At 69.5% G+C, this 21,507-nt stretch carries 25 protein-coding genes; 15 read left to right on the plus strand and 10 right to left on the minus strand.

Going from position 1 to position 21,507, the window contains the following annotated elements; genetic code table 11:
• Positions 1-61: 61 nt before the first annotated feature.
• From lgt to pgeF, 3 genes are read left to right on the plus strand one after another with little or no spacing between them, the layout of a single operon-like run.
• Complete coding sequence (lgt, locus tag AC2SGK_RS04260) at positions 62-937, plus strand: prolipoprotein diacylglyceryl transferase (protein WP_488322347.1); 876 nt, start codon at positions 62-64, stop codon at positions 935-937.
• Positions 934-1,992, plus strand: coding sequence for a class I SAM-dependent methyltransferase (locus tag AC2SGK_RS04265; protein WP_488322348.1), 1,059 nt, complete (start codon positions 934-936; stop codon positions 1,990-1,992). The genes lgt and AC2SGK_RS04265 overlap by 4 nt, the downstream gene beginning before the upstream one ends.
• Positions 1,976-2,740 (plus strand): peptidoglycan editing factor PgeF, encoded by a 765-nt coding sequence (gene pgeF, locus AC2SGK_RS04270; RefSeq protein WP_488322349.1) that lies wholly within the window; start codon positions 1,976-1,978, stop codon positions 2,738-2,740. Before AC2SGK_RS04265 ends, pgeF begins: the two co-directional genes overlap by 17 nt.
• Here the strand turns inward: pgeF and AC2SGK_RS04275 are convergent.
• Together AC2SGK_RS04275 and AC2SGK_RS04280 are read right to left on the minus strand one after the other, a co-directional pair.
• Positions 2,707-3,711 carry a hypothetical protein gene (locus tag AC2SGK_RS04275; RefSeq protein WP_488322350.1) on the minus strand — a complete coding sequence of 335 codons (1,005 nt, stop codon included), beginning with the start codon at positions 3,709-3,711 and terminating at the stop codon, positions 2,707-2,709. The genes pgeF and AC2SGK_RS04275 overlap by 34 nt on opposite strands.
• A 42-nt stretch (positions 3,712-3,753) precedes the next feature.
• Positions 3,754-4,254 carry an Lrp/AsnC family transcriptional regulator gene (locus tag AC2SGK_RS04280; protein ID WP_488322351.1) on the minus strand — a complete coding sequence of 167 codons (501 nt, stop codon included), beginning with the start codon at positions 4,252-4,254 and terminating at the stop codon, positions 3,754-3,756.
• 155 nt (positions 4,255-4,409) lie between these two features.
• Between AC2SGK_RS04280 and trxB the strand changes: the two genes are divergently transcribed.
• Positions 4,410-5,393, plus strand: coding sequence for a thioredoxin-disulfide reductase (gene trxB, locus AC2SGK_RS04285; protein ID WP_488322352.1), 984 nt, complete (start codon positions 4,410-4,412; stop codon positions 5,391-5,393).
• Here trxB and AC2SGK_RS04290 read toward each other — a convergent pair.
• A complete protein-coding gene (locus AC2SGK_RS04290) occupies positions 5,386-5,694 on the minus strand; it encodes a hypothetical protein (RefSeq protein ID WP_488322353.1) in 309 nt (102 codons plus the stop codon). The genes trxB and AC2SGK_RS04290 overlap by 8 nt on opposite strands.
• Before the next feature lie 197 nt (positions 5,695-5,891).
• Here AC2SGK_RS04290 and AC2SGK_RS04295 point away from each other — a divergent pair, with 197 nt between their 5' ends.
• The 3 genes from AC2SGK_RS04295 to AC2SGK_RS04305 all read left to right on the plus strand — a co-directional run bounded on the left by AC2SGK_RS04295 (position 5,892) and on the right by AC2SGK_RS04305 (position 9,947).
• The gene (locus AC2SGK_RS04295; RefSeq protein WP_488322354.1) at positions 5,892-7,601 is read left to right on the plus strand and encodes a bifunctional sulfate adenylyltransferase/adenylylsulfate kinase; all 1,710 of its coding nucleotides are present in this window, start codon (positions 5,892-5,894) and stop codon (positions 7,599-7,601) included.
• Positions 7,602-7,716: 115 nt separating this feature from the next.
• Positions 7,717-9,138: an MFS transporter gene (locus tag AC2SGK_RS04300; protein WP_488322355.1), complete on the plus strand. Its 1,422-nt coding sequence runs from the start codon at positions 7,717-7,719 to the stop codon at positions 9,136-9,138.
• Positions 9,135-9,947 carry a TolB family protein gene (locus AC2SGK_RS04305; protein WP_488322356.1) on the plus strand — a complete coding sequence of 271 codons (813 nt, stop codon included), beginning with the start codon at positions 9,135-9,137 and terminating at the stop codon, positions 9,945-9,947. The genes AC2SGK_RS04300 and AC2SGK_RS04305 overlap by 4 nt, the downstream gene beginning before the upstream one ends.
• A gap of 4 nt (positions 9,948-9,951) precedes the next feature.
• On the opposite strand, the gene AC2SGK_RS04310 is transcribed toward AC2SGK_RS04305, so the two are convergent.
• The 3 genes from AC2SGK_RS04310 to AC2SGK_RS04320 all read right to left on the minus strand — a co-directional run bounded on the left by AC2SGK_RS04310 (position 9,952) and on the right by AC2SGK_RS04320 (position 11,317).
• A complete protein-coding gene (locus AC2SGK_RS04310) occupies positions 9,952-10,176 on the minus strand; it encodes a DUF1150 family protein (RefSeq protein ID WP_488322357.1) in 225 nt (74 codons plus the stop codon).
• Positions 10,173-10,598, minus strand: coding sequence for an Hsp20 family protein (locus AC2SGK_RS04315; RefSeq protein WP_411836573.1), 426 nt, complete (start codon positions 10,596-10,598; stop codon positions 10,173-10,175). The genes AC2SGK_RS04310 and AC2SGK_RS04315 overlap by 4 nt, the downstream gene beginning before the upstream one ends.
• 116 nt (positions 10,599-10,714) lie before the next feature.
• Positions 10,715-11,317: a hypothetical protein gene (locus tag AC2SGK_RS04320; RefSeq protein WP_488322358.1), complete on the minus strand. Its 603-nt coding sequence runs from the start codon at positions 11,315-11,317 to the stop codon at positions 10,715-10,717.
• 151 nt (positions 11,318-11,468) lie between these two features.
• On the opposite strand from AC2SGK_RS04320, the gene AC2SGK_RS04325 reads away from it, so the two are divergent.
• From AC2SGK_RS04325 to AC2SGK_RS04340, 4 genes are read left to right on the plus strand one after another with little or no spacing between them, the layout of a single operon-like run.
• Positions 11,469-11,687, plus strand: a complete 219-nt coding sequence (locus AC2SGK_RS04325) for a YdcH family protein (RefSeq protein ID WP_411836575.1) — start codon at positions 11,469-11,471, stop codon at positions 11,685-11,687.
• Between the two features lie 58 nt (positions 11,688-11,745).
• Positions 11,746-12,231 (plus strand): 5-(carboxyamino)imidazole ribonucleotide mutase, encoded by a 486-nt coding sequence (gene purE, locus AC2SGK_RS04330; RefSeq protein WP_488322359.1) that lies wholly within the window; start codon positions 11,746-11,748, stop codon positions 12,229-12,231.
• Entirely contained in the window at positions 12,224-13,258 is a 1,035-nt protein-coding gene (locus AC2SGK_RS04335) for a 5-(carboxyamino)imidazole ribonucleotide synthase (protein WP_488322360.1), read from the plus strand. The genes purE and AC2SGK_RS04335 overlap by 8 nt, the downstream gene beginning before the upstream one ends.
• Positions 13,255-13,689 (plus strand): NUDIX domain-containing protein, encoded by a 435-nt coding sequence (locus AC2SGK_RS04340; protein WP_488322361.1) that lies wholly within the window; start codon positions 13,255-13,257, stop codon positions 13,687-13,689. The genes AC2SGK_RS04335 and AC2SGK_RS04340 overlap by 4 nt, the downstream gene beginning before the upstream one ends.
• A gap of 73 nt (positions 13,690-13,762) precedes the next feature.
• Here AC2SGK_RS04340 and purF read toward each other — a convergent pair whose 3' ends face one another.
• The 3 genes from purF to radA all read right to left on the minus strand — a co-directional run bounded on the left by purF (position 13,763) and on the right by radA (position 17,378).
• Entirely contained in the window at positions 13,763-15,253 is a 1,491-nt protein-coding gene (purF, locus tag AC2SGK_RS04345) for an amidophosphoribosyltransferase (RefSeq protein WP_488322362.1), read from the minus strand.
• Positions 15,254-15,377: 124 nt separating this feature from the next.
• Positions 15,378-15,971, minus strand: coding sequence for a CvpA family protein (locus tag AC2SGK_RS04350; RefSeq protein WP_488322363.1), 594 nt, complete (start codon positions 15,969-15,971; stop codon positions 15,378-15,380).
• Between the two features lie 42 nt (positions 15,972-16,013).
• Entirely contained in the window at positions 16,014-17,378 is a 1,365-nt protein-coding gene (gene radA, locus AC2SGK_RS04355; protein ID WP_488322364.1) for a DNA repair protein RadA, read from the minus strand.
• Between the two features lie 135 nt (positions 17,379-17,513).
• On the opposite strand from radA, the gene AC2SGK_RS04360 reads away from it, so the two are divergent.
• From AC2SGK_RS04360 to AC2SGK_RS04375, 4 genes are read left to right on the plus strand one after another with little or no spacing between them, the layout of a single operon-like run.
• Positions 17,514-18,809 carry a lipoprotein-releasing ABC transporter permease subunit gene (locus AC2SGK_RS04360; RefSeq protein ID WP_488322365.1) on the plus strand — a complete coding sequence of 432 codons (1,296 nt, stop codon included), beginning with the start codon at positions 17,514-17,516 and terminating at the stop codon, positions 18,807-18,809.
• Positions 18,802-19,467, plus strand: coding sequence for an ABC transporter ATP-binding protein (locus AC2SGK_RS04365; RefSeq protein ID WP_488322366.1), 666 nt, complete (start codon positions 18,802-18,804; stop codon positions 19,465-19,467). The genes AC2SGK_RS04360 and AC2SGK_RS04365 overlap by 8 nt, the downstream gene beginning before the upstream one ends.
• A 59-nt stretch (positions 19,468-19,526) precedes the next feature.
• Positions 19,527-19,934: a cytochrome C gene (locus AC2SGK_RS04370; protein WP_488322367.1), complete on the plus strand. Its 408-nt coding sequence runs from the start codon at positions 19,527-19,529 to the stop codon at positions 19,932-19,934.
• A gap of 3 nt (positions 19,935-19,937) precedes the next feature.
• A complete protein-coding gene (locus AC2SGK_RS04375; protein ID WP_488322368.1) occupies positions 19,938-20,435 on the plus strand; it encodes a phosphatase PAP2 family protein in 498 nt (165 codons plus the stop codon).
• Here the strand turns inward: AC2SGK_RS04375 and selD are convergent.
• On the minus strand, positions 20,432-21,493 hold the full coding sequence (gene selD, locus AC2SGK_RS04380) for a selenide, water dikinase SelD (RefSeq protein WP_488322369.1): 1,062 nt from the start codon (positions 21,491-21,493) through the stop codon (positions 20,432-20,434). The two genes, AC2SGK_RS04375 and selD, sit on opposite strands and share 4 nt — an antisense overlap.
• Between the last annotated feature and the right edge of the window lie 14 nt (positions 21,494-21,507).

The raw sequence follows: 21,507 nt of genomic DNA on the forward strand, positions 1-21,507 counted from the left end.
TCAATGTTGACACCGCGGGCTTGGCGACTAGCGTGCGCGCGCACAGCACAGCCGAGGTTCCATGATCCCCTTTCCCGACATCTCGCCCGAGATCTTCACGCTGACCCTGGGCGGGTTCTCGCTCTCGCTGCGCTGGTATGCGCTGGCCTATCTGGCTGGTCTGATCCTGGGCTGGCGGCTGATCGTGGCGATGATGCGCCGCCCCGCGATCTGGGGCGGCACGCCGCCCACGGCGCCCGACCGGGTGGACGACCTTCTGACATGGGTCATCCTGGGCGTGATCGTCGGCGGTCGCTTGGGCTTCGTGCTGTTCTATGAACCGGCCTACTATCTCGCCAACCCGCTGGAGATCGTGAAGGTCTGGAAGGGCGGGATGAGCTTTCACGGCGGTTTCGCCGGGGTGATCGTCGCGACCTGGGCCTGGGCGCGGTCGCAGGGCGTGCCGGTCCTGCGGCTGGCGGATGCAATGGCGGTCGTGGCGCCCATCGGCATCTTTTTCGGGCGTATTGCCAACTTCATCAATGCCGAACTGTGGGGGCGGCCGACCGACCTGCCCTGGGGCGTCGTCTTTCCCGGAGAGGCCGCGCAGACCTGCCCCGGCATCGTCGGCCCTTGCGCACGCCATCCCAGCCAACTCTACGAGGCGGGGCTGGAGGGACTGCTTTTGGGCCTGATCCTGTTCGCCGTGGTGCGTGCGGGCGGGCTGCGCCGTCCGGGCCTGGCCTTCGGCATCTTCCTGGCGGGCTACGGGCTGGCGCGGATGGTCGTGGAGCTGTTCCGCGTGGCCGACGCGCAGTTCATCACCCCGGACAATCCGCTTGGCCATGTCGTCGGAGGGCCGGACCTCGGCCTGACCATGGGACAGCTGCTGTCGCTGCCCATGGTGCTGATCGGGCTGGCACTGATCGCCGCCGCGCGGCGCAGGCCGCGCCTGTGACGCCGCTGGCCGGGCTGATCGCGGCGCGCATCCGGGCGACCGGGCCGATCAGCCTGGCCGAATACATGCGCATCTGCCTGATGGACGGCCGCCACGGCTATTACGCGACCCGCGATCCCTTCGGCAGGGCGGGCGACTTCACCACCGCCCCCGAGATCCACCAGATGTTCGGCGAGCTGTGCGGGCTGGCCTTGGCACAGGCCTGGATCGACCAGGGTCGTCCGGAGGCCATCGCCCTGGTGGAACCGGGACCGGGTCGCGGCACGCTGATGGCCGACATGCTGCGCGTCATGGCCCGCGTGCCCGGGCTGACCGACGCGGCGGAGGTCGCGCTGATCGAGGCGTCACCGCATCTGCGTCAGGTGCAGCGCGAGAGATTGGGCGATGTCACGCATCTCGACGCCATCGAGGATACAGCAGACAAGCCTTTGTTCCTGATAGGGAACGAGTTCATAGACGCCCTGCCGATCCGGCAGTTCCAGATGACACCCGAAGGCTGGCGAGAGCGGATGGTCGGGTTGTCGGAGACCGGCCTGCGGATCGGCTTGGGACCTGTCGTGCCGCTCGATCGCCCCGGCCGCCCCGGCGACATCGTCGAGGACTGCCCCGAGGGCACAGCCTTCGCCGAGGCCGTGGCGCGGCGCATCGCGGCCCATGGGGGCGCGGCGATCCTGATCGATTACGGCGGATGGAACGGCTATGGCGACACATTCCAGGCGCTGCGCGACCATGCGCCCGACGATCCGCTGGCCCATCCCGGAGAGGCGGACCTGACCGCCCATGTCGATTTCGCGGCGCTGGCGGCGGCGGCCGTCCGGGGCGGGGCGGCGGTCTCGGCCCCGGTCCGGCAGGGCGACTGGCTGGAGGCGCTCGGCATCTCGGCCCGGGCCGAGGCGTTGGCCCGCGCGGGCGATGCGGGGGCTGTCGCCGCCCATCGGCGCTTGACCCATCCGCAGGAAATGGGTCACCTGTTCAAGGCAATCGCGATCTGGCCCCGTTCCGCGCCGCCGGTGCCGGGGTTCGCACCTCTGGAGGCCCATGCAGACGACGCTTGAAATCCTGACCCATCCGCTGCTCTCTGACGTGAAGCACGGCTTCTTCACCCGCAAGGGCGGCGCCTCCTCGGGGCTGTTCGCGGGGCTGAACTGCGGCCGCCGCTCCAGCGACCAGAGCGAGATGGTGCTGGTCAACCGCGCCCGCGTCGCGGGTGCGATGGGCGTGTCGGCGGGCCTGCTGGCCACCGTCAAGCAGGTCCATTCCGCCGATGTGGTGACGCTGGCCGAGGGCGACGATGTGGAAACCGTCAAGGAGATCCGCGCCGACGGCCTGGTCACGCGCCGCCGCGACGTGGCCGTCGCCGTACTGACCGCGGATTGCCAGCCGGTTCTGCTGGCCGACCCCGCGGCGGGCGTCGTCGGTGCTTGCCATGCCGGCTGGCGCGGGGCGCTCTGCGGGGTGATCGAGGCGACCGTGGACGCCATGCGCGATCTGGGCGCCACGCGCATCCGCGCGGTGATTGGCCCGACCATCAGCCAGCGCGCCTATGAGGTCAGCCCCGAGTTCATGGACGATTTCCTGGCCGAGGACGAAGAGAACCAGCGCTTCTTCTCCGGCGGGCCGAACGGCCGGCCCATGTTCGACCTGCCCGGCTTTGGCCTGTCGCGGCTGCGCGCGGCGGGGGTCGAGGCCGAATGGTCGCGCCATTGCACCTATTCCGACCCGGACCGCTTCTTCAGCTATCGCCGCGCCACGCATGAGGGCCAGCCCGACTACGGCCGCCTGATCAGCGCCATCGCCCTATAGGGCGCGCGCAGCGGCGGCGGTCGGCGGCGCGCGGGTGCGGGGGCCAGCGCGCGGCGCAGCGCCATCTGCACGGCCGCGCCGATCAGCGCCGCGATCTGTCCCAGGACCAGCCCGATCAGCGCCGCCGCGGCCATGGCGGCATCCGCCACGCGCCGCATCAGGCGGAGGCTGTCGGATTTGCCCAGCACCGTCAATGTGCGCCCCGTCCGCGGCCCCGCCGCCTCGGAGAGGCGCGCGAGGCGGCCCAGTTCCGCCGGATCATCCGCCAGCCGCAGCACCGGCAGCACCTGTCCGACCGAGGCGTGCCGCCCGATGGTCGCGACATCCGTGGCGATGCCCGACAGGGCACGGGCGGGCGCGGGGCTGCGCGCGGCCGCCCTCAGGGCGCGCGTCATGCCCGGCGACAGCGCATCCGCGCGGCGCGCGACGCGCAGCGTGGTGGCCGCGCCCTTGAGCGACATGCTGCCGCCGGCGGTCATCAGCGTGCCAGCCGTGGCGGCAAGGCCGAGCGTTGCCAAGGCGGCCTCGATCCCGTCCGGATCGCCGCCCGAGGCCCAGGTGCCGCCCTGCCGGATCAGGGCGGCTGCGTCGCCCGCGGGCGACAGCTCGAAGGGCAGGGTGCAGGCCGCGACCAGCGTCAGGCTGGGGCAGGCCGTGACGTCACGCATGCAGGCACCGCAATCGGACAGGGTCTGTACCACGCCCACGTCCAGCGCGGCGTCCGTGCGGGCGCGCAGGTCGGCGGGCAGGGGCGTTCCCTGATCGCGGGCCAGATCGGACAGCATCTGCACCATCGGGCGGTCGCCTGCGTCCAGCGCGGCGCGCAGTCGCGAGATCAGCCAGTCCGGTGTCGCCCGCGCCGCGACCGCGCGGTCCAGCGCAAGGCGTGCCTCGGCCAGGCCGCGATCGACCAACGGGGCGGCGAATGGGTTCTGGGCCAGCATCCAGCCCATCAGCGCGACGCTGGCCAAGGACCAGATCAGCAGCGTCAGTCGGGCCAGCCTGCGTAAGGATCAGCCCGCTTCGCGGACGCGTTCCTCGACGATCTCGAAGGGGACGGCGGGCAGGTCCTTGGCGCCCCGGATAACCAGCGAGGTCTTGACCGAGGCCACGTTGGGCGCGGCGGTCAGGCTGTTGGTCAGGAACCGCTGGAAGGTCGACAGATCCGGAGAGATGCATTTCAGGATGAAGTCGATCTCGCCGTTCAGCATGTGGCATTCGCGGACCAGCTGCCATTCCTGGACCAGCGCCTCGAAGGCCGAGAGATCGCGTTCGGATTGCGACGCGAGACGCACCATGGCAAAGACCTGCACCTCGAATCCCAGCTCGCGCGCGTCGATGTCGGCGTGATAGCCGCGGATGTAGCCCAGCTCCTCCAGCGTGCGCACGCGCCGCAGGCAGGGCGGCGCCGAGATGCCGACGCGCCGAGCCAGTTCGACATTGGTCATGCGCCCATCGGCCTGAAGTTCGGCCAGGATCTTGCGGTCGATGTCGTCGAGTTTGGCGCCGGCCATGATTGTCTTTCTGTTTCGGGTCTTGGCGTTGCCGGAAACTACAATGCCGCCCCGTCCGGCGCAACAATCTTGTCGAGATCGGGCATGGGCGGGGATGCGTTGCAGTCCGGCGCGTGAGGGACTACCTCATGCACAAACCGCGAAAGGGGCGCAAGATGACCGAACGCAGCCATGTGAAACTTTTGATCGTGGGATCGGGCCCGGCCGGCTATACGGCGGCGGTCTATGCGGCCCGCGCCATGCTGGAGCCGATGCTCATCCAGGGCATGCAGCCCGGCGGGCAGCTGACCATCACCACCGAGGTCGAAAACTGGCCCGGTGAGACCGAGATCCAGGGCCCCGAGCTGATGGTCAAGATGGAGGCCCATGCCCGCGCCATGGGTGCCGAGATCGTGATCGACATGGTCACCTCCCTCGACCTGGGTCGGCGTCCCTTCGTTGCGACCTGCGACAGCGGGCGCGTGGTGACGGCCGATGCGGTGATCCTGGCGACCGGCGCGCAGGCCCGCTGGCTGGGCCTGCCGTCGGAGGAGAAGTTCAAGGGCTTCGGCGTCAGTGCCTGCGCGACCTGCGACGGGTTCTTCTATCGCAACCGCGAGGTGGTGGTGATCGGCGGCGGCAACACCGCGGTCGAGGAGGCGCTGTTCCTGACGCGCTTTGCCAGCAAGGTGACCCTGGTCCATCGCCGCGACAGCCTGCGCGCCGAGAAGATCCTGCAGAACCGCCTCTTCGCCCATCCCAAGGTCGAGGTCGTCTGGAACGCCGAACTGGCCGAGATCACCGGCACCGATGCGCCTGCCGGGGTCACCGGGGCGGTGCTGCGCGACCTGCGCGACGGCACGACTCGGACGATTCCTGCGGATGGCGTCTTCGTGGCGATCGGGCATGCCCCGGCCAGCGAACTGGTCAAGGACCAGCTGGAGCTGCACAATGGCGGCTACGTCAAGGTCGAGCCGGGCAGCACCCGCACCTCGATCCCCGGCGTCTTCGCGGCGGGCGACCTGACCGATCACGTCTATCGTCAGGCGGTGACCAGCGCGGGCATGGGCTGCATGGCGGCGCTGGACGCGGAGCATTATCTGGCGGCCCTGGGCGAGGCGGACCCCGCCCCCGAAAGCCTGGTCGCGGCGGTCAGCTGACCGTGCCGCGACGCTCGCGCTCGGCCATGGCCCGGTCCAGCGCGGCGGTCAGCAGTTCGGCCTTGCTGCGGGTGCCCTCGTTGCCGCCCGCGGCGGTCGAGCCCTTGGGCGCCACCTTGCCGCGCATCTCGCGGCCCTGACGGGCGGAGATGTCGCGCGCGCGGTTGCGGCGCAGGCGCAGCAGCCCGATCAGCGTGGTCAGCTGCCGGTCGTCCAGCGTGGTCAGGATGTCGGGCTGGCTCTGGGCGTCCAGCTCGCGTTCCTCCCGATCAAGGGCGCGCAGGGGGTCCGTGGCGGTCATGGCGGTCTCTCTTTTCGCTTGAGGGCATCAATCTATGACGCGGGCGCGGTTCCTGCGCAACACTGCGCCCATTCGCGCCTCTACCGTTTTCCCAGACTTGAATATCGCTTTTTACGCCGGTATGGGTGCGACCGAGTCACGCGGCCGCCTTCGGATGCGCGTGTTGATCTGACCTGTGCAAACCACGAGCGCCGAACATGACCCTGCCGAACCACAGCCCGATTCCCGAACTCTACGTCTCCGAGGCGGCGGCCGCGTCGCTGAAGGACGATGCCGGCACCATGCCCAGCTGGGACCTGACGCCGCGCCAGATCTGCGATCTGGAGCTGCTGATGAACGGCGGCTTCAACCCGCTGAAGGGCTTCCTGACCCAGGCCGACTATGACGGCGTGGTCGAGGAGATGCGCCTGTCATCCGGCGCGCTGTGGCCGATGCCGATCACCCTGGACGTGTCCGAGGCCTTTGCCGGCGGGCTGGAACCCGGCACCGACATCGCGCTGCGCGATCAGGAAGGCGTGATTCTGGCGGTCATGTCGGTCACCGACAAATGGGTTCCGAACAAGTCGCGCGAGGCCGAGAAGGTTTTCGGCGCCGACGATCTGGCCCACCCGGCCGTGAACTATCTTCACAACGTCGCGGGTCCGATCTATCTGGGCGGCCCGGTCAAGGGTCTGGCCGCGCCGACGCATTACGATTTCCGCGCCCGCCGCAACACGCCAAACGAACTGCGCGCCTTCTTCAAGAAGCTGGGCTGGAGCCGGATCGTGGCCTTCCAGACCCGCAACCCGCTGCACCGCGCCCATCAGGAACTGACCTTCCGCGCCGCGCGCGAGGCGCAGGCCAACCTGCTGATCCATCCCGTCGTCGGCATGACGAAGCCCGGCGACGTGGACCACTTCACCCGCGTGCGCTGCTACGAGGCGGTGCTGGACAAGTATCCGGCGGCCACGACCAACCTGTCGCTGCTGAACCTGGCCATGCGCATGGCGGGTCCGCGCGAGGCAGTCTGGCACGGGCTGATCCGCGCCAATCACGGCGTCACGCATTTCATCGTCGGCCGCGACCATGCCGGACCGGGCAAAAACAGCCAGGGCAAGGACTTCTATGGTCCCTATGACGCGCAGGAGCTGTTCAAGCAGCACCAGTCCGAGATCGGCGTCGAGATGGTGGACTTCAAGCACATGGTCTATGTGCAGGAGAAGGCCCAGTATTTCCCCGCGAACGAAGTTCCCGAGGGCTGCACCGTCCTGGACATCAGCGGCACCGAGCTGCGCCGCCGCCTGCGCGAGGGGCTGGACATCCCGGAATGGTTCAGCTTCCCCGAGGTCGTGCAGCAGCTGCGCCGCACCTCGCCCCCGCGCGCCAAGCAGGGCTTCACGGTGTTCTTCACCGGCCTGTCGGGTTCGGGCAAGTCGACCGTCGCCAATGCGCTGATGGTCAAGCTGATGGAGATGGGCGGGCGTCCCGTGTCGCTGCTGGACGGTGACGTGGTGCGCAAGCATCTGTCGTCGGAGCTGGGCTTCTCCAAGGAGCATCGCGACATCAACATCAAGCGCATCGGCTATGTCGCCTCCGAGATCACCAAGAACGGCGGCATCGCGATCTGCGCGCCCATCGCGCCCTATACCGCGACCCGCCGTGCGGTCCGCGAGATGGTCGAGGCGGGCGGCGCCTTCGTCGAGGTCCATGTCGCCACCCCCCTGGAGGAGTGCGAGCGCCGGGACCGCAAGGGCCTCTACAAGCTGGCCCGCGAAGGCAAGATCAAGGAGTTCACCGGCATCTCGGACCCCTATGAGGAGCCCGCGAAGCCCGAGCTGCGCGTGGACACCACGGACATCGACGTGGACAGCGCCGCCCATCAGGTGCTGCTGAAGCTGGAGAGCATGGGCCTGATCGGCCTGTCCTGATCCGCGACCCGATCCTTTGAACGGCCCCGGTGCGACACCGGGGCCGTTCGCCGTTGCGGAACCCGCAGGCCAGGGCCACGGTTCGACCGGCGCGGCCAGATCACCGGAGGCTTTGATGACGGAACCGAAAGACCCCGGCCGGGTCGGCAATCCTTGGGCGGCGACGGTGCTGCTGCTGATGGGCAATTTCATGAACCTGGTCGATGTCAGCATCGTCAACGTGGCGCTGCCCTCGATCAAGGCCGACCTGAACGCGACCGAGACGCAGATCGAATGGATCTCGGCCGCCTATGTGCTGGCCTTCGCGGTGGCGCTGCTGCCCTGCGGGCGGTTCGGCGACAAGCTGGGCCGCAAGCGGCTGTTCCTGTCCGGGGTGGCGCTGTTCACGCTGGCATCGGTGCTGTGCGGGCTTGCGCCCGGCGTCGGCGTGCTGATCGGGGCGCGCGCGCTGCAGGGCATCGGCGGGGCGATGATGGTGCCGCAGGTCATGGCGATCATGCATGTGATCTTTCCCCCCGACCAGAAGGCGCGCGCCTTCGCGCTGGCGGGTGTCGTGGTCAGCCTGGGTGCGGTGACTGGTCCGCTTCTGGGCGGGCTGCTGATCACCGCCGACCTCTATGGGCTGGACTGGCGCCCGATTTTCCTGGTGAATTTGCCTGTGGGGCTGCTGGTCGTCCTGGGTGGGATGAACCTGATCCCGCGGCTGGATTCGGCGCGCGGCATGGCGATCGACTGGCCGGGGGTGGCGCTTTTCGCGCTGGCCGTGACGCTGGCCGTGCTGCCGATGATCGAGGGCCCGCTGCTGGGCTGGCCGTGGTGGTCACTGGCGCTGCTGGCCTTGGCGCTGCCGGTGGCGGCGCTGTTCCTGCGCCGCCAGCACGCGCTGGAACAGGCGGGGCGTGAGCAGCTGCTGCCCGTCGCATTGCTGCGTGATGGCGGCTTCCTGTCGGGCGTGACCGTGGTGATGCTGCATTTCTCGGCCATTCCGGGGATGTTCCTGGTGCTGGCCATCTATTTCCAGACCGGCTTCGGGCTCAGCCCGCTGGAATCGGGTCTGGCCACGGCACCCTTCCCCTTGGGCGTGATGGTCGGCAGCTGGATCACCGGGCGGTTCGGCACGCGCATCCTGACGGCGCGCATCGCGCTTGGCGCGACGGTGCTTCTGGCCGGAATGGCGTGGTTGCGCCATGTCGCGGGCGATCCGCCGACGCCTTTCGGAGTGACGACGCTGGCGGGACCGCTGGCGCTCAACGGGCTGGGCATGGGGCTGGCGATCTCTCCGCTGTTCCAGCTGGTCCTGAGGGATGTCCCGGGACGCATTGCGGGGGCGGCGACCGGCGGGATGCAGGCCTTTCAGCAGGTCGGCGCGGTCATCGGCATCGCCATCGTCTCCAGCCTGTTCTTCGTAGCGCTGCGCGGCGGGGCCGATCATCCGGCGGCGCTGGCCCAAGCGCTAAGCTATCAGCTGGTCGTGTTCTCGGCGATCCTCACGGTCCTGGCGCTGCGCCACTGGCGTCGCCGTCGGGTCGCGGCATGAGCTGGCGGTCGTCGCTGGAGGTCTGGGACATCGCGACCGGGCAGGCGCGTGTCGTGCTGCGCAGCCCGCGCCTGATCGAGGCGCCGAACTGGCATCCCGACGGCTGGTTCCTGGTGAATGGCGATGGCGGGCTGTTCCGGGCCGATGCGGGCGGGCTGACGCCCATCGCCACGGGCCTGCCCGAGCGCTGCAACAACGATCACGGCTTCCTGCCCGACGGACGTATCGTCTTTTCCGCCCATGACGGCAGCGGCGCGGGTATGCATGTGCTGGGACCGGACGGGACCGTGACCCTGCCGACACCGCGGCCCAGCTGGTGGCACGGCGCCTTGGGGGACCGGATGACCTATGCCTGCGCGCGCGGCGGCGACCGGGTCGTGCGGATCGCCACCTGCGATCTGGCCGGCGGCGACGAGCGCATCCTCACGCCGGGGATCGCCCATCACGACGGCCCCGACTTCAGCCCCTGCGGCACATGGATCTGGTTCAACAGCGACGCGACGGGGCACGCCCAGATCTGGCGCATGCGCACGGACGGCAGCGAGGCCGCCCCGGTTTTTCGCGACGAAAGCGTGAACTGGTTCCCGCACCCCTCGCCCTGCGGTCGGCATGTCGTGTTCCTGACCTATGCGCCGGGCACGACCGAGCATCCGCGCGACCGCGACGTATCCCTGTGGATCATGCGACCCGACGGGACGGGGCGGCGCAAGCTGTGCGATCTGTTCGGAGGGCAGGGGACGCTGAATGTCCCCTGCTGGTCGCCGGACGGGCGGGCCTTCGCCTTCATGCGCTATGCGCCCGCGGCGTGACGGCTCAGTGGACGCTGACGGGGGTCAGCTCGTTCTGCCGCGCCAGCGTAAAGGCCAGCCTGCGGTCCTGAACCAGGGCCAGACGCTCTCCGTCCGTGTCATGCACGGCATAAAGGATGCGCACGCCGGGCAGCTTCTCGCGCAGGTCGCGCGGAAGGGTGTCGGTGTCCACCGGACGGATGTAGACGGTCTGATCCGCGCCAGTGCCGAAGTCGAATTTGCTGTTCATCGCTGATCCCCTGTCTTGCGGCTGATCGGAATGGTCTTGACGACCTGCTGCGGGCTGATGCGGCGCAGATCGACATGCAAAAGCCCGTTCTCCATCGCGGCTGCGGTCACCTCGACCCCGTCGGCCAGCACGAAGCTGCGCTGAAAGGCGCGGGCGGCGATGCCGCGATGCAGATAGACGCGCGTGTCGTCGGCCTCGGGCTGGCGGCCGCGGATGACAAGCTGCCGGTCCTCGGTGGTGATCGACAGGTCGTCCTCGGCGAAACCGGCGACGGCAAGCGTGATGCGGAACGCGTCGGGCGGCAGGTGTTCGATGTTGTAGGGGGGATAGCCCTCGGCACCCTTGGCGGCCCGTTCGACCAGACGCTCCAGTTGGTCGAAGCCCAGAAGATAGGGGTGCGCCCCCAAGGAAATCTTTGTCATGTCAGCCCTTTGCGGTTCAGCGACTGCGGTCCCGGGGTCCCGTTGCGGGAACCCTTGTCCCGTCCCTGAATATGGAAAGCCCGCAGGGGCATTGCAAGATGCGGGACTGGCCCCGCTCAGGGCAGAAGGCCGCAGCTCCGCATCGCCTGCTGGATCGCCGCCCGTGATCCGGTCAGCGGCAGCGAGGTCGTGGCGCTGCCGTCCGACAGCGTGACCTGCCGCCCGCCCATCAGCGCGGCCAGCAGGGACGAGCCCGGATCCGCCTGCGCATAGACGACATCGTCCTGCGCCACGAAGCTCATGCGCAGGCGCTGACCGTCGACCAGGATCGTCACGCTGCCGTCCGCCCGCATGCCCGACAGGCCGATCAGCCCCGGCCCGCCCGCCCGGCACAGGTAATCCAGCCCGCGGCCCTGATAGCGGATGCCTGCACTGAACGCGCTTCCGTCGGCCAACGTGCCCACGGTCCAGCCCGACGGCCCGTCGGTTCCCGGATCCTCCATCGCGGGCGGCGCGGGGGCAGCGATGTCTCCACGCAGCGTCGGGTCCTCCGCGGGGGCGGGGGCCGTGGTCGTGCACATGCGGGCGATGCAGGCATCGTATCGCGGGCTGCCTGCCGGCCCGCTGTCGAACATGCATTGGTTCACGCACAGCTGCATCGGGTCCTGCGCCGCGGCGGGACCGGCCAGTGCCAGCATCAGGATCAGCGCGCCTCTCATCGGCCGTCTCCACAGGGCATCATCGGGATCACGATGGCGTGACGTCGCTGATTTTGCAATAGGTTCGGCATGTTGCACGCATGGTGTTAACAGAACGCCCGCGACGCGCTATAAGTCGGGACCACGGCATCCCAGACCCCGAGTCCGTCCGATGAACATGCAGCATTCGATGACCCACGACCAGATCGCCCGCACCCGCCTCGAGGCGCTGCGCTGCGAGCATCGCGATTTGGACGAGGCGATCGCCGCCCTGCAGGGGCAGCAGCTGACCTCGTCGCTGGCACTGCAGCGCCTGAAGAAGCAGAAGCTGTCGCTAAAGGACCGCATCGCCCGGCTGGAGGATGAGCTGACCCCCGACATCATCGCCTGATTGCGACCCGCGCCCGCCCGCGCTAGGACGGGCGTGACGGCAGAACGGGGACAAAGCGATGACCGAACCGGTGGGAATCATCATGGGCAGCCAGTCCGACTGGCCCACCATGCGCGAGGCGGCGACGATCCTGGACGAGTTGGGCATTACCTGGACCGCCCGCATCGTCAGCGCCCATCGCACGCCCGACCGGCTGTGGGACTACGGACGCAGCGCGGCGGATCGCGGCCTCAAGGTGATCATCGCGGGCGCGGGCGGGGCCGCCCATCTGCCCGGCATGATGGCGTCCAAGACGCGCATCCCGGTGATCGGCGTGCCCGTCCAGACCAAGGCGCTCTCGGGTGTCGATTCGCTCTATTCCATCGTGCAGATGCCCAAGGGCTATCCGGTCGCGACCATGGCGATCGGGGCTGCCGGTGCGGCCAATGCCGGGCTGATGGCGGCGGGCATCCTGGCGCTGAGCGATCCGGCGCTGGCGCAGCGGCTGGACGATTGGCGCGCGGCGCTGTCGGCATCGATCCCCGAGGAGCCGGTCGATGACTGAGATCCGCACCATCGGCATCCTGGGCGGCGGCCAGCTGGGCCGCATGCTGTCGGCAGCGGCCAGCCGCCTCGGCCTGCGCTGCCACATCTATGAGCCGGGCGCTGCGCCCGCGGGCGACGTAGCCTGGCGCGTGACGACCGCCTCCTATGAGGATGAGGCCGCGCTGCGCGCCTTCGCCGAGAGCGTCGACGTCATCACCTACGAATTCGAGAACGTCCCCACCTCGGCGCTGGACCTGCTGGAGAGCCTGCGCCCGATCCGCCCGGGCCGCCGCGCCCTGGCCGTGTCCCAGGACCGCCTGACCGAGAAGACCTTCCTGACCGAGATCGGCCTGACCGTCGCGCCCTTCGCCGACGTCCCCGACCAATCCGCACTGGACGGGGCCATCGCCCGGATCGGGCGCCCCTCGATCCTCAAGACCCGCCGCATGGGCTATGACGGCAAGGGCCAGGTCCGCATCGGCGACGGCCCCGCCGACTGGACCGGCGCGCCCTCGGTCCTGGAGGGCTTCGTCCATTTCACCGCCGAGATCAGCGTGATCATCGCGCGCGGCACCGACGGCCAGGTCGCGGCCTTCGATCCGGGCCTGAACGTGCATGAAGGCGGCATCCTGCGCACCACCACCATCCCCTGCGGCCAGCCCGCCCGCGTCACCACCGACGCCGTGCTGATCGCCGCGCGCATCGCCAATGCGCTGGACTATGTGGGCGTGCTGGGGGTCGAGCTGTTCGTGACGCCGCAGGGCCTGATCGTGAACGAGATCGCGCCGCGCGTGCACAATTCCGGCCACTGGACGCAGGCGGGCTGCGCGGTCGATCAGTTCGAACAGCATATCCGCGCCGTGGCGGGCCTGCCCTTGGGCGACGGCCAACGCCATGCGGATGTGGTGATGGAGAACCTGATCGGCGACGACATGGACCGCGTGCCCGCGCTGCTGGCGCAGCCACGCACGCAGATCCACCTCTATGGCAAGGGCGAGGCGCGCCCCGGCCGCAAGATGGGCCATGCGAACCGGATCACCGGATGATCCGCCTGGCGGTCCGCGCCGCGATCCTGCAGGCGGACCGCGTCTTGATGGTGAACGCCTATCCGGGCGCGCAGTCCGACCTCTGGTGCCTGCCCGGCGGCGGGGTCGAGCCGCACGCCTCGCTTCCCGACAATCTCGTCCGCGAGGTGCTGGAGGAAACCGGCCTGAGTATCGCCGTGGGCGCGCCCTTTTTGGTCAACGAATTCCATGACCCCGACCGCCGCTTCCATCAGGTCGAGATCCACTTCCGCGCAACCCTCACCGGCCCCGACCGCCTGACGCTGGCCGATCCCGAAGGCATCGTGAACCGCGCCCGATGGGTCACGCGCGCCGAACTGGCTACGCTGCGCCACAAGCCCGACGGCCTTGCCGTGGCCATCTGGTCCACCGACGCGGCAGGCTACGACGCGCTCGAACGTATCGTCCCCTGACCCTTCTTCTTCACGAAAATATCCCCCAGGGGGTCCGGGGGACGGGACGTCCCCCGGCCGTCGCGGGACGCCATCACTCGGCGGCTTGCTTCACCGCGGTCTCGGAGCCGACCTTCATCCGGAACCCGCGCTCCAGCTGATCGAAGGGCGCCACGGGATAATCGCCCGAGAAGCACGCATCGCAATAGCGCGGCGCCTTGGTGTCGCGACCCGCGGCCTCGCCTGCCGCGCGGTAAAGACCGTCCAGCGACACGAAGGACAGGCTGTCCACACCGATCCAGTCGCGCATCTCCTCGGGCGTCATGTTCGCGGCCAAGAGCTTCTCCCTGTCCGGCGTATCCACGCCGTAGAAGCAGGGCCAGGCCGTGGGGGGCGAGGCGATGCGGAAATGCACCTCGGCCGCGCCGGCATCCAGGATCATGTCCTTGATCTTGCGGCTGGTGGTGCCGCGCACCACGCTGTCATCGACCAGCACGACCCGCTTGCCCGCGATCAGCGCGCGGTTCACGTTCAGCTTCAGCCGCACGCCCATGTTGCGGATCTGGTCGGTGGGTTCGATGAAGGTCCGGCCCATGTACTGGTTGCGGATGATCCCCATGCCGTAGGGGATGCCCGATTCCTGCGCATAGCCGATGGCCGCCGGGGTGCCGCTGTCGGGCACCGGGCAGACCAGGTCGGCCTCGACCGGCGCCTCGCGGGCCAGCTCGACCCCGATCTGGCGGCGCGTCTCATAGACCGACCGCCCGCCGATGATCGAATCGGGGCGCGAGAAATAGACATGCTCGAAGATGCAGAACCGGCCCGTCGAGGGGCCGAAGGGCCGCGACGATTCGATCTCGCCCTTGGAGATCACGACCATTTCGCCCGGCTCGACCTCGCGCAGGAACTCGGCGCCGATGATGTCCAGCGCGCAGGTCTCGGAGGCCAGCACGTATCCGTCCTCGCCCACACGGCCCAGAACCAGCGGCCGCACGCCCAGGGCGTCGCGCACGCCGATCAGCTTGGTCCGGGTCATGGCGATGACGCTGAACGCACCCTCGACCCGGCGCAGCGCGTCCTTCATCCGCTCGGGAATGTTGCGCTGGATCGACCGGGCCATCAGGTGGATGATGCACTCGCTGTCTGAGGACGACTGGAAGATCGAGCCGCGCTCGATCAGTTCGCGCCGCAGGGCGCTCGCGTTGGTGATGTTGCCGTTATGGGCGATCGCGCAGCCGCCCATGTGGAACTCGCCAAAGAAGGGCTGCACGTCGCGGATCGCGGTGTTGGCCTTGGTCCCGGCGGTGGAGTAGCGGACATGCCCGATGGCCAGCGGGCCGGGCAGGGTGGCCATCAGCTCGGGCTTGGTGAAGTTGTCGCGGACATAGCCGAAGCGATGGGCGCTGTTGAAACCCTGTTCGGGGTCGTGGGCGACGATGCCGCCCGCCTCCTGGCCGCGATGCTGCAGCGCATGAAGGCCCAGGGCCACGAAGTTCGATGCGTCCGCCACGCCGATGGCGCCGAAGATGCCGCATTCCTCATGCAGGCGGTCCGAATCGAAGGGATGGGCCAGAAAGGGTTGCACGAACGGACCTCGATGGCTGGGGGCTGTTAGGCGCTATGTAGTCCGCCCCCGCCTCAAAGTCACGCCCCCGCGGTCGGGCGGGGGCGCTTTTTCGTCATGCTGCCGTCGCAATCGGCGGAGGGCCTCAGTTCGCGGCCGGTGCCTCGGGGGTCACGGCGGCGTCGGTGGCGGTGCAGCCCATCACCATCTGCTCGTAGCGGGTGACGATCCAGCCCGGCGCGTCGGCGGGGATCTGGTCGTCCATCTGCAGGCGCATCCGCTCGAACACCTGGGCCGAACGCGAGTTCTCGACCACGGCGACGTCCTGGGTGGTCATCACGCGGTCGTAAACGATGAAGGCGATCGCGACCAGCAGCACGCCGCGGGCCACGCCGAACAGAAAGCCCATCCCCTGATCCACCCCGCCCAGCGCCGAGCGCTGCACGACCGAGGAGAACAGCGGCGTGATGATCGAGAAGACGACCAGCGCCAGCGCGAAGACCACCGCAAAGCCCGCGATCGTCGCCAGCTCGCAGCTGTCGCCCAGGAACCGGTCGAGCACCGGCAGCTGCGCCACCAGCGGGCGCATCGTCGGCGCGAACAGGAAGGCCAGCACCGCCGCGCCGATCCAGCCCAGGATCGCCAGCGATTCGCGCACGAAGCCCCGCGACCAGGCCAGAATGGCCGAGAGGATGATGACACCCGCCACCACCGCGTCGATGATCGTAAATCCGTCCATGAACCTGCCCCTTGCGCCGGTTGTCGTTCCGTTTCAGGCCCTTCAGCCGGCGCCGAAGATATCGCCCACAAATCCCGTCAGGTCGGTGATGCGCCTGAGCGCCATCCCCGACGCGCCTTCGACCCGTGAGGCGTCCGGCAAAATCGCTTGTGAAAAACCAAGTTTCTGCGCCTCTTTCAACCTGTTTTCGGCCTGCGCCACCGGACGCAGCGCGCCCGACAGGCTGATTTCGCCGAAAAGCACGGCGTCCGGGGGCAGGGGGTTGTCCTCGCGCGCCGACAGAAGCGCCCCCGCGATGGCCAGGTCGGCCGCCGGTTCCGCGACCTTCATGCCGCCCGCGACGTTCAGGAACACGTCCAGCCCCGCGAAGGGGATGCCGCAGCGCGCCTCCAGCACCGCCAGGATCGTGCTGACGCGGCCGCTGTCCAGGCCCACCACCGTGCGGCGCGGGCTGGCGAGCGTCGAGGGCGCGACCAGGGCCTGCACCTCGGTCAGGACGGGGCGCGTGCCTTCGATGCCCGCGAATACCGCGCTGCCCGCGATGGGCTGGCCGCGTTCGGACAGGAACAGCGCCGAGGGGTTCGCGACCTCGGCCAGGCCCGCGCCGGTCATCTCGAAGACGCCGATTTCACCGGAAGGGCCGAAGCGGTTCTTGACGCTGCGCAGGATGCGGAACTGATGCCCGCGCTCGCCCTCGAAATACAGCACGCAGTCGACCATGTGCTCGACCACGCGGGGGCCGGCGATCTGGCCGTCCTTGGTGACATGGCCCACCAGGATCACCGCGACGCTCCGGCTTTTGGCGAAGGTCACAAGCTCGTGGGCGGCGGCGCGGACCTGGGCCACGCTGCCCGGCGCGGCCTCGACCGTGTCCGACCACAGCGTCTGGATCGAATCGATCACCGCCACGTCGGGGCGCTCGGCGTCCAGCGTCGTCAGGATGTCGCGCAGGTTCGTCTCGGCGCCAAGCCGCATCGGCGCATCCGCGAGGCCAAGGCGGACGGCGCGCATGCGCACCTGGGCGCTGGCCTCCTCGCCGCTGAAATAGATCGCGTTCTGACCGCGCCGCGCGAAGGCCGCCGCCGCCTGCAGCAGCAGGGTGGACTTGCCGATGCCCGGATCGCCGCCGACCAGCAGGGCCGATCCCGGAACCAGCCCGCCGCCCAGCACGCGGTCCAGCTCGTCCATGCCCGACAGGGCGCGCGGCGGCGGCGGCTCGGTCGTGGACAGGCCCGACAGCGGCACCGCGCGCCCCTTGTGCGCGCCGAGGCCCCGGCCCGGACCCTGCGACAGGGGGGCCTCCTCGATGATGGTGTTCCAGGCGCCGCAGGCGTCGCAGCGCCCGGCCCATTTCTTGTGGGCGGCGCCGCAGGCGGTGCAGGTGAAGGCGGAGGATGATTTTGCCATGGCCCTCATCTGGCACCGCCCGGCGGGCCTCGCAAGGTGGGTATTTGCCCGCGCGCCAGGCCCTCACGGCTTTGTCGGCTTGAATTTCGGGGGGCGCGGGGGCAGGGTCCGGGCGGAAATTCAGGGGCTTGGACCATGGCGATAGGCTTTTCGCGTTTCGAATTCATGATCGCCTGGCGGTATCTGCGGGCGCGCCGCGCCGAGGGCGGCGTCAGCGTCATGACCTGGATCAGCCTGATCGGCATCGCCCTGGGGGTGATGGCGCTAATCGCCACGCTGGCCGTCCGCGCGGGATTCCGGGCCGAGTTCGTGGACACGATCCTGGGGGCCAACGCGCATACCACGGTCTATCTGGCGCCGCAGACCGTCACCAACGAGTTCACCGACGACGTCTATGTCGTGCCGGGCCGCATCACCGACTATGAGGCGATGGCCGCGCGCCTGGCCGAGGTTCCCGGCGTCACCCGCACTGCCGCGATCATCAAGGGCCAGGTCATGGCCAGCGCCAACGATTCCTCCAACGTGGCCGAGGTCTTCGGCGTGACCCAGGCCGATCTGGAGGCGATGCCGCGCATCGTCGACCCGGCGACGTCCGAGGGCGACCTGGCGCGGTTCGACGAGGGCATCGCCATCGGATCGGGGATCGCGCGCGAACTGGGCGTGGGCGTGGGCGACCGCATCCGCCTGATCGCGCCGGAGGGCGCGCGCACCGCCTTCGGCACCTCGCCCCGCGTCAGCGCCTACGAGGTGACCTACATCTTCAGCGCCGGGCGCTATGACATCGACCGCACGCGTGTCTACATGCCGCTGGCCGAGGCGCAGGCCTATTTCAACCGCGAGGGCGTCGCCGACGAGATCGAGGTCTTCGTCGAGGACCCCGAACGCGTCGACGACTGGACCCTGCCCCTGATGCAGGCCGCCGGAGAGGGCGCGCAGACCTGGTCCTGGCGCGACAGCTCCGGGTCGTTCCTGTCGGCGCTGGACATGGAGGACGACGTGATGTTCGTGATCCTGTCGGTGCTGGTCCTGATCGCGTCGATGAACATCACCAGCGGGCTGATCATGCTGGTCAAGAACAAGGGCCGCGACATCGGCATCCTGCGCACCATGGGCCTGACCGAAGGGTCGATCCTGCGCGTCTTCTTCCTGTGCGGGGCCTTCACCGGCGTTATCGGCACGATCGCGGGGGTGGTGCTGGGCGTGACGCTGGCGCTGAACGTGGACAATATCATGGCGGGGCTGAACGCGCTGACCGGGGGCGGCGCGTGGCAGCCCGAGGTGCGCGGCATCTATCGCCTGCCCGCCGATCTGCGGGCCTGGGACATCTTCCGCGCGGTAGCGCTGTCGCTGACGCTGTCCTTCGTCGTGACGATCTTTCCCGCGCGCCGCGCCGCGCGCATGAACCCGGTGGAGGCCCTGCGCTATGAGTGACGTGTTGCGGCTGGAGGGCGTCGGCAAGACCTATGGCCGGGGCGGACCCGCGCCGGTGACGGTGCTGGACGGGCTGGACCTGAGCGTCGCGCGCGGAGAGGTCGTGGCGCTTGTCGCGCCGTCGGGGGCCGGGAAGTCGACGCTGCTGCATATCGCGGGGCTGCTGGACACGCCCGATGCGGGGCGCGTCTGGCTGGCCGGGCGCGACATGACCGGCCTGCCCGACCGCGCGCGGACCGAGGCGCGCAGGCAGGAGCTGGGCTTCGTCTACCAGTTCCACCACCTGCTGCCCGAATTCAGCGCGGCCGAGAACATCGTCCTGCCGCAGCTGGCCAATGGCACGGCGCCCCGCGACGCGCAGGCGCGGGCAACCGATCTGCTGGGCCGCGTAGGGCTGGCGCATCGCGCCGATCACCGCCCCGCCCAGATGTCGGGCGGAGAGCAGCAGCGCGTGGCCTTCTGCCGCGCCCTGGCCAACCAGCCCGCGCTGCTGCTGGCGGACGAACCCACGGGGAACCTGGACCCCGAGACCTCGGACCGGGTCTTCGACGTGCTGATGGCGCTGGTGCGCGACACCGGCCTCTCGGCGCTGATCGCCACGCATAACCACGCGCTGGCCGAGCGGATGGACCGGGTGATCCGCCTGACCGCCGCCTGAGCGTTGCGCCGCCTCGCGCGGGGGTGCATGCTGGTGAAAACGAGAGAGGGGCAGGGCCGATGCGCGCATGGATGATGGCGGGGATGACCGGGCTGGGGCTGGCGGGACTGATCGCGGCCTGCGCGCCCGAAATGCAGCCGACCGGGGCCGCGCGCGACTATGCCGATTACTGCGCCAGCTGTCACGGTCCCGGCGGTCGCGGCAACGGTCCCGCCGCGGTGGGCATGCACCCCGCGCCGGCCGACCTGACCATGCTGGCCGCCGCGAATGGTGGCGTCTTTCCCAAGTCCCGCGTGATGGGGCAGCTGGTCGGATACACGATGGGCCGCAGCGAATCGCACATGCTGGTCTTTGACGGGCTGCGAGAGGGGCCGGTGGTCATGTATGATGACGGTTCCGGCCAGCGCGTCGCCACGCCCGCGCGGCTGGTGGCGCTGGCCGATTACCTCCAGACCCTGCAGCAGTAGCCGATGCGCGCGGCGATTGCCGGGATGGCCTGCCTGCTGGCCCTGCCCGCGGGGGCCGACGGGCTGGAACGGTTCGGCACCACGATGAAATACGCGCTGCCGCTGGCGGCAGCCGTCTGCGCGGCCGATCAGGACCGGCTGGAGGACTTCGCCGTTCGCGGCGCCCTTCAGGCGGCGGTGGTGCTGGGCCTCAAGGCAGTGTTCGACGGCACGCCCCTGGGCATGCGGCCTTCCGGAGAGGGGCGCGGGTTTCCGTCGGGGCATTCCGCCGCCGCAGGCTTCGGCGCCGCGGATCTGGCCGGGAAATGCTGGGAGGACGATCCCGCCCTGGGGGCCGCGGCCTATGGGGCGGCGGGGCTGACGGCGCTCAGCCGGGTCCAGGCCGGAGAGCATACGTCCGATCAGGCGCTGGCCGGCGCGTTGATCGGGATCAGCTTCGGCGCGGCCAGCTTCGGCATCGGGTCCGAAGGGGCGGCGATCAGCTTCGGCCTGCGCTTCTAGCGCAGGATGACGCGGGGCGCGTCACTGTGCGGGCCGACCTCGCCGATGACGGCGGCATCCGCGAAACCGTGGCGCGCAAAGGCCGCCTGCACCGCTTCCAGCGCGTCCGGCGCGCAGGCGACCATCAGGCCGCCGCTGGTCTGCGGATCGGTCAGCAGGGCGCGGTCCGCGTCGGCAAAGCCCTGCGGCAAGACCACCCCCTCGCCATAGCTGGCCCAGTTGCGGCCCGAGGCCCCGGTGACATGGCCCGCCGCGATCAGCGCGTCGATGCCGGGCAGTCGCGGCACGGCCGACCATTCGATCATCAGATCGCAGCCCGATCCGCGCGCCATTTCCAGCCCGTGGCCGCCCAGGCCGAAGCCGGTGACATCGGTCATTGCGTGCACGCCGTCGATCGCGGCCAGGTCCGGGCCGGGACGGTTCAGCTTCGTGGTGACCTCGATCATCCGGGCATAGCCCTCGGCACCCAGCTGGCCCTTCTTCAGCGCCGCCGACATGACGCCCACGCCCAAGGGCTTGCCCAGCACCAGGAGATCGCCCGGCTGCGCGTCCGCGTTGCGCTTTAACCGCGCGGGATCGACCAGGCCCAAGGCCACGAGGCCGTAGATCGGCTCGACCGAATCGATGGTGTGGCCGCCGGCGATGGGGATGCCCGCCTCGCGGCAGATCGAGGCGCCGCCGTCCAGGATCGCGCCGATGGTGGCGTGCGAGATCGCGTTGATCGGCATGCCCACCACCGCCAGCGCCAGGATGGGCGTCGCGCCCATCGCATAGACGTCGCTGATCGCGTTGGTCGCGGCGATGCGGCCGAAATCATGCGGATCGTCCACCACCGGCATGAAGAAGTCGGTCGTGGCGACCAGCGCCTGGCGATCGTTCAGCTTGTAGACGGCGGCATCGTCCGAGGTCTCGATGCCCACCAGCAGCTCGGGCGGGACGGGCAGGGCGGCGCTGCCCCGCAGCAGCGAGGACAGCACCCCGGGCGCGATCTTGCAGCCGCAGCCGCCGCCATGGGCCAGCGATGTCAGGCGGGGTTCGGTGGGGGCTTCGGCGGTCATGGCAACTCCTGTCG

The sequence above is a fragment of the Paracoccus sp. NIOT.M2S5SZ12 genome (genome assembly GCF_057748165.1).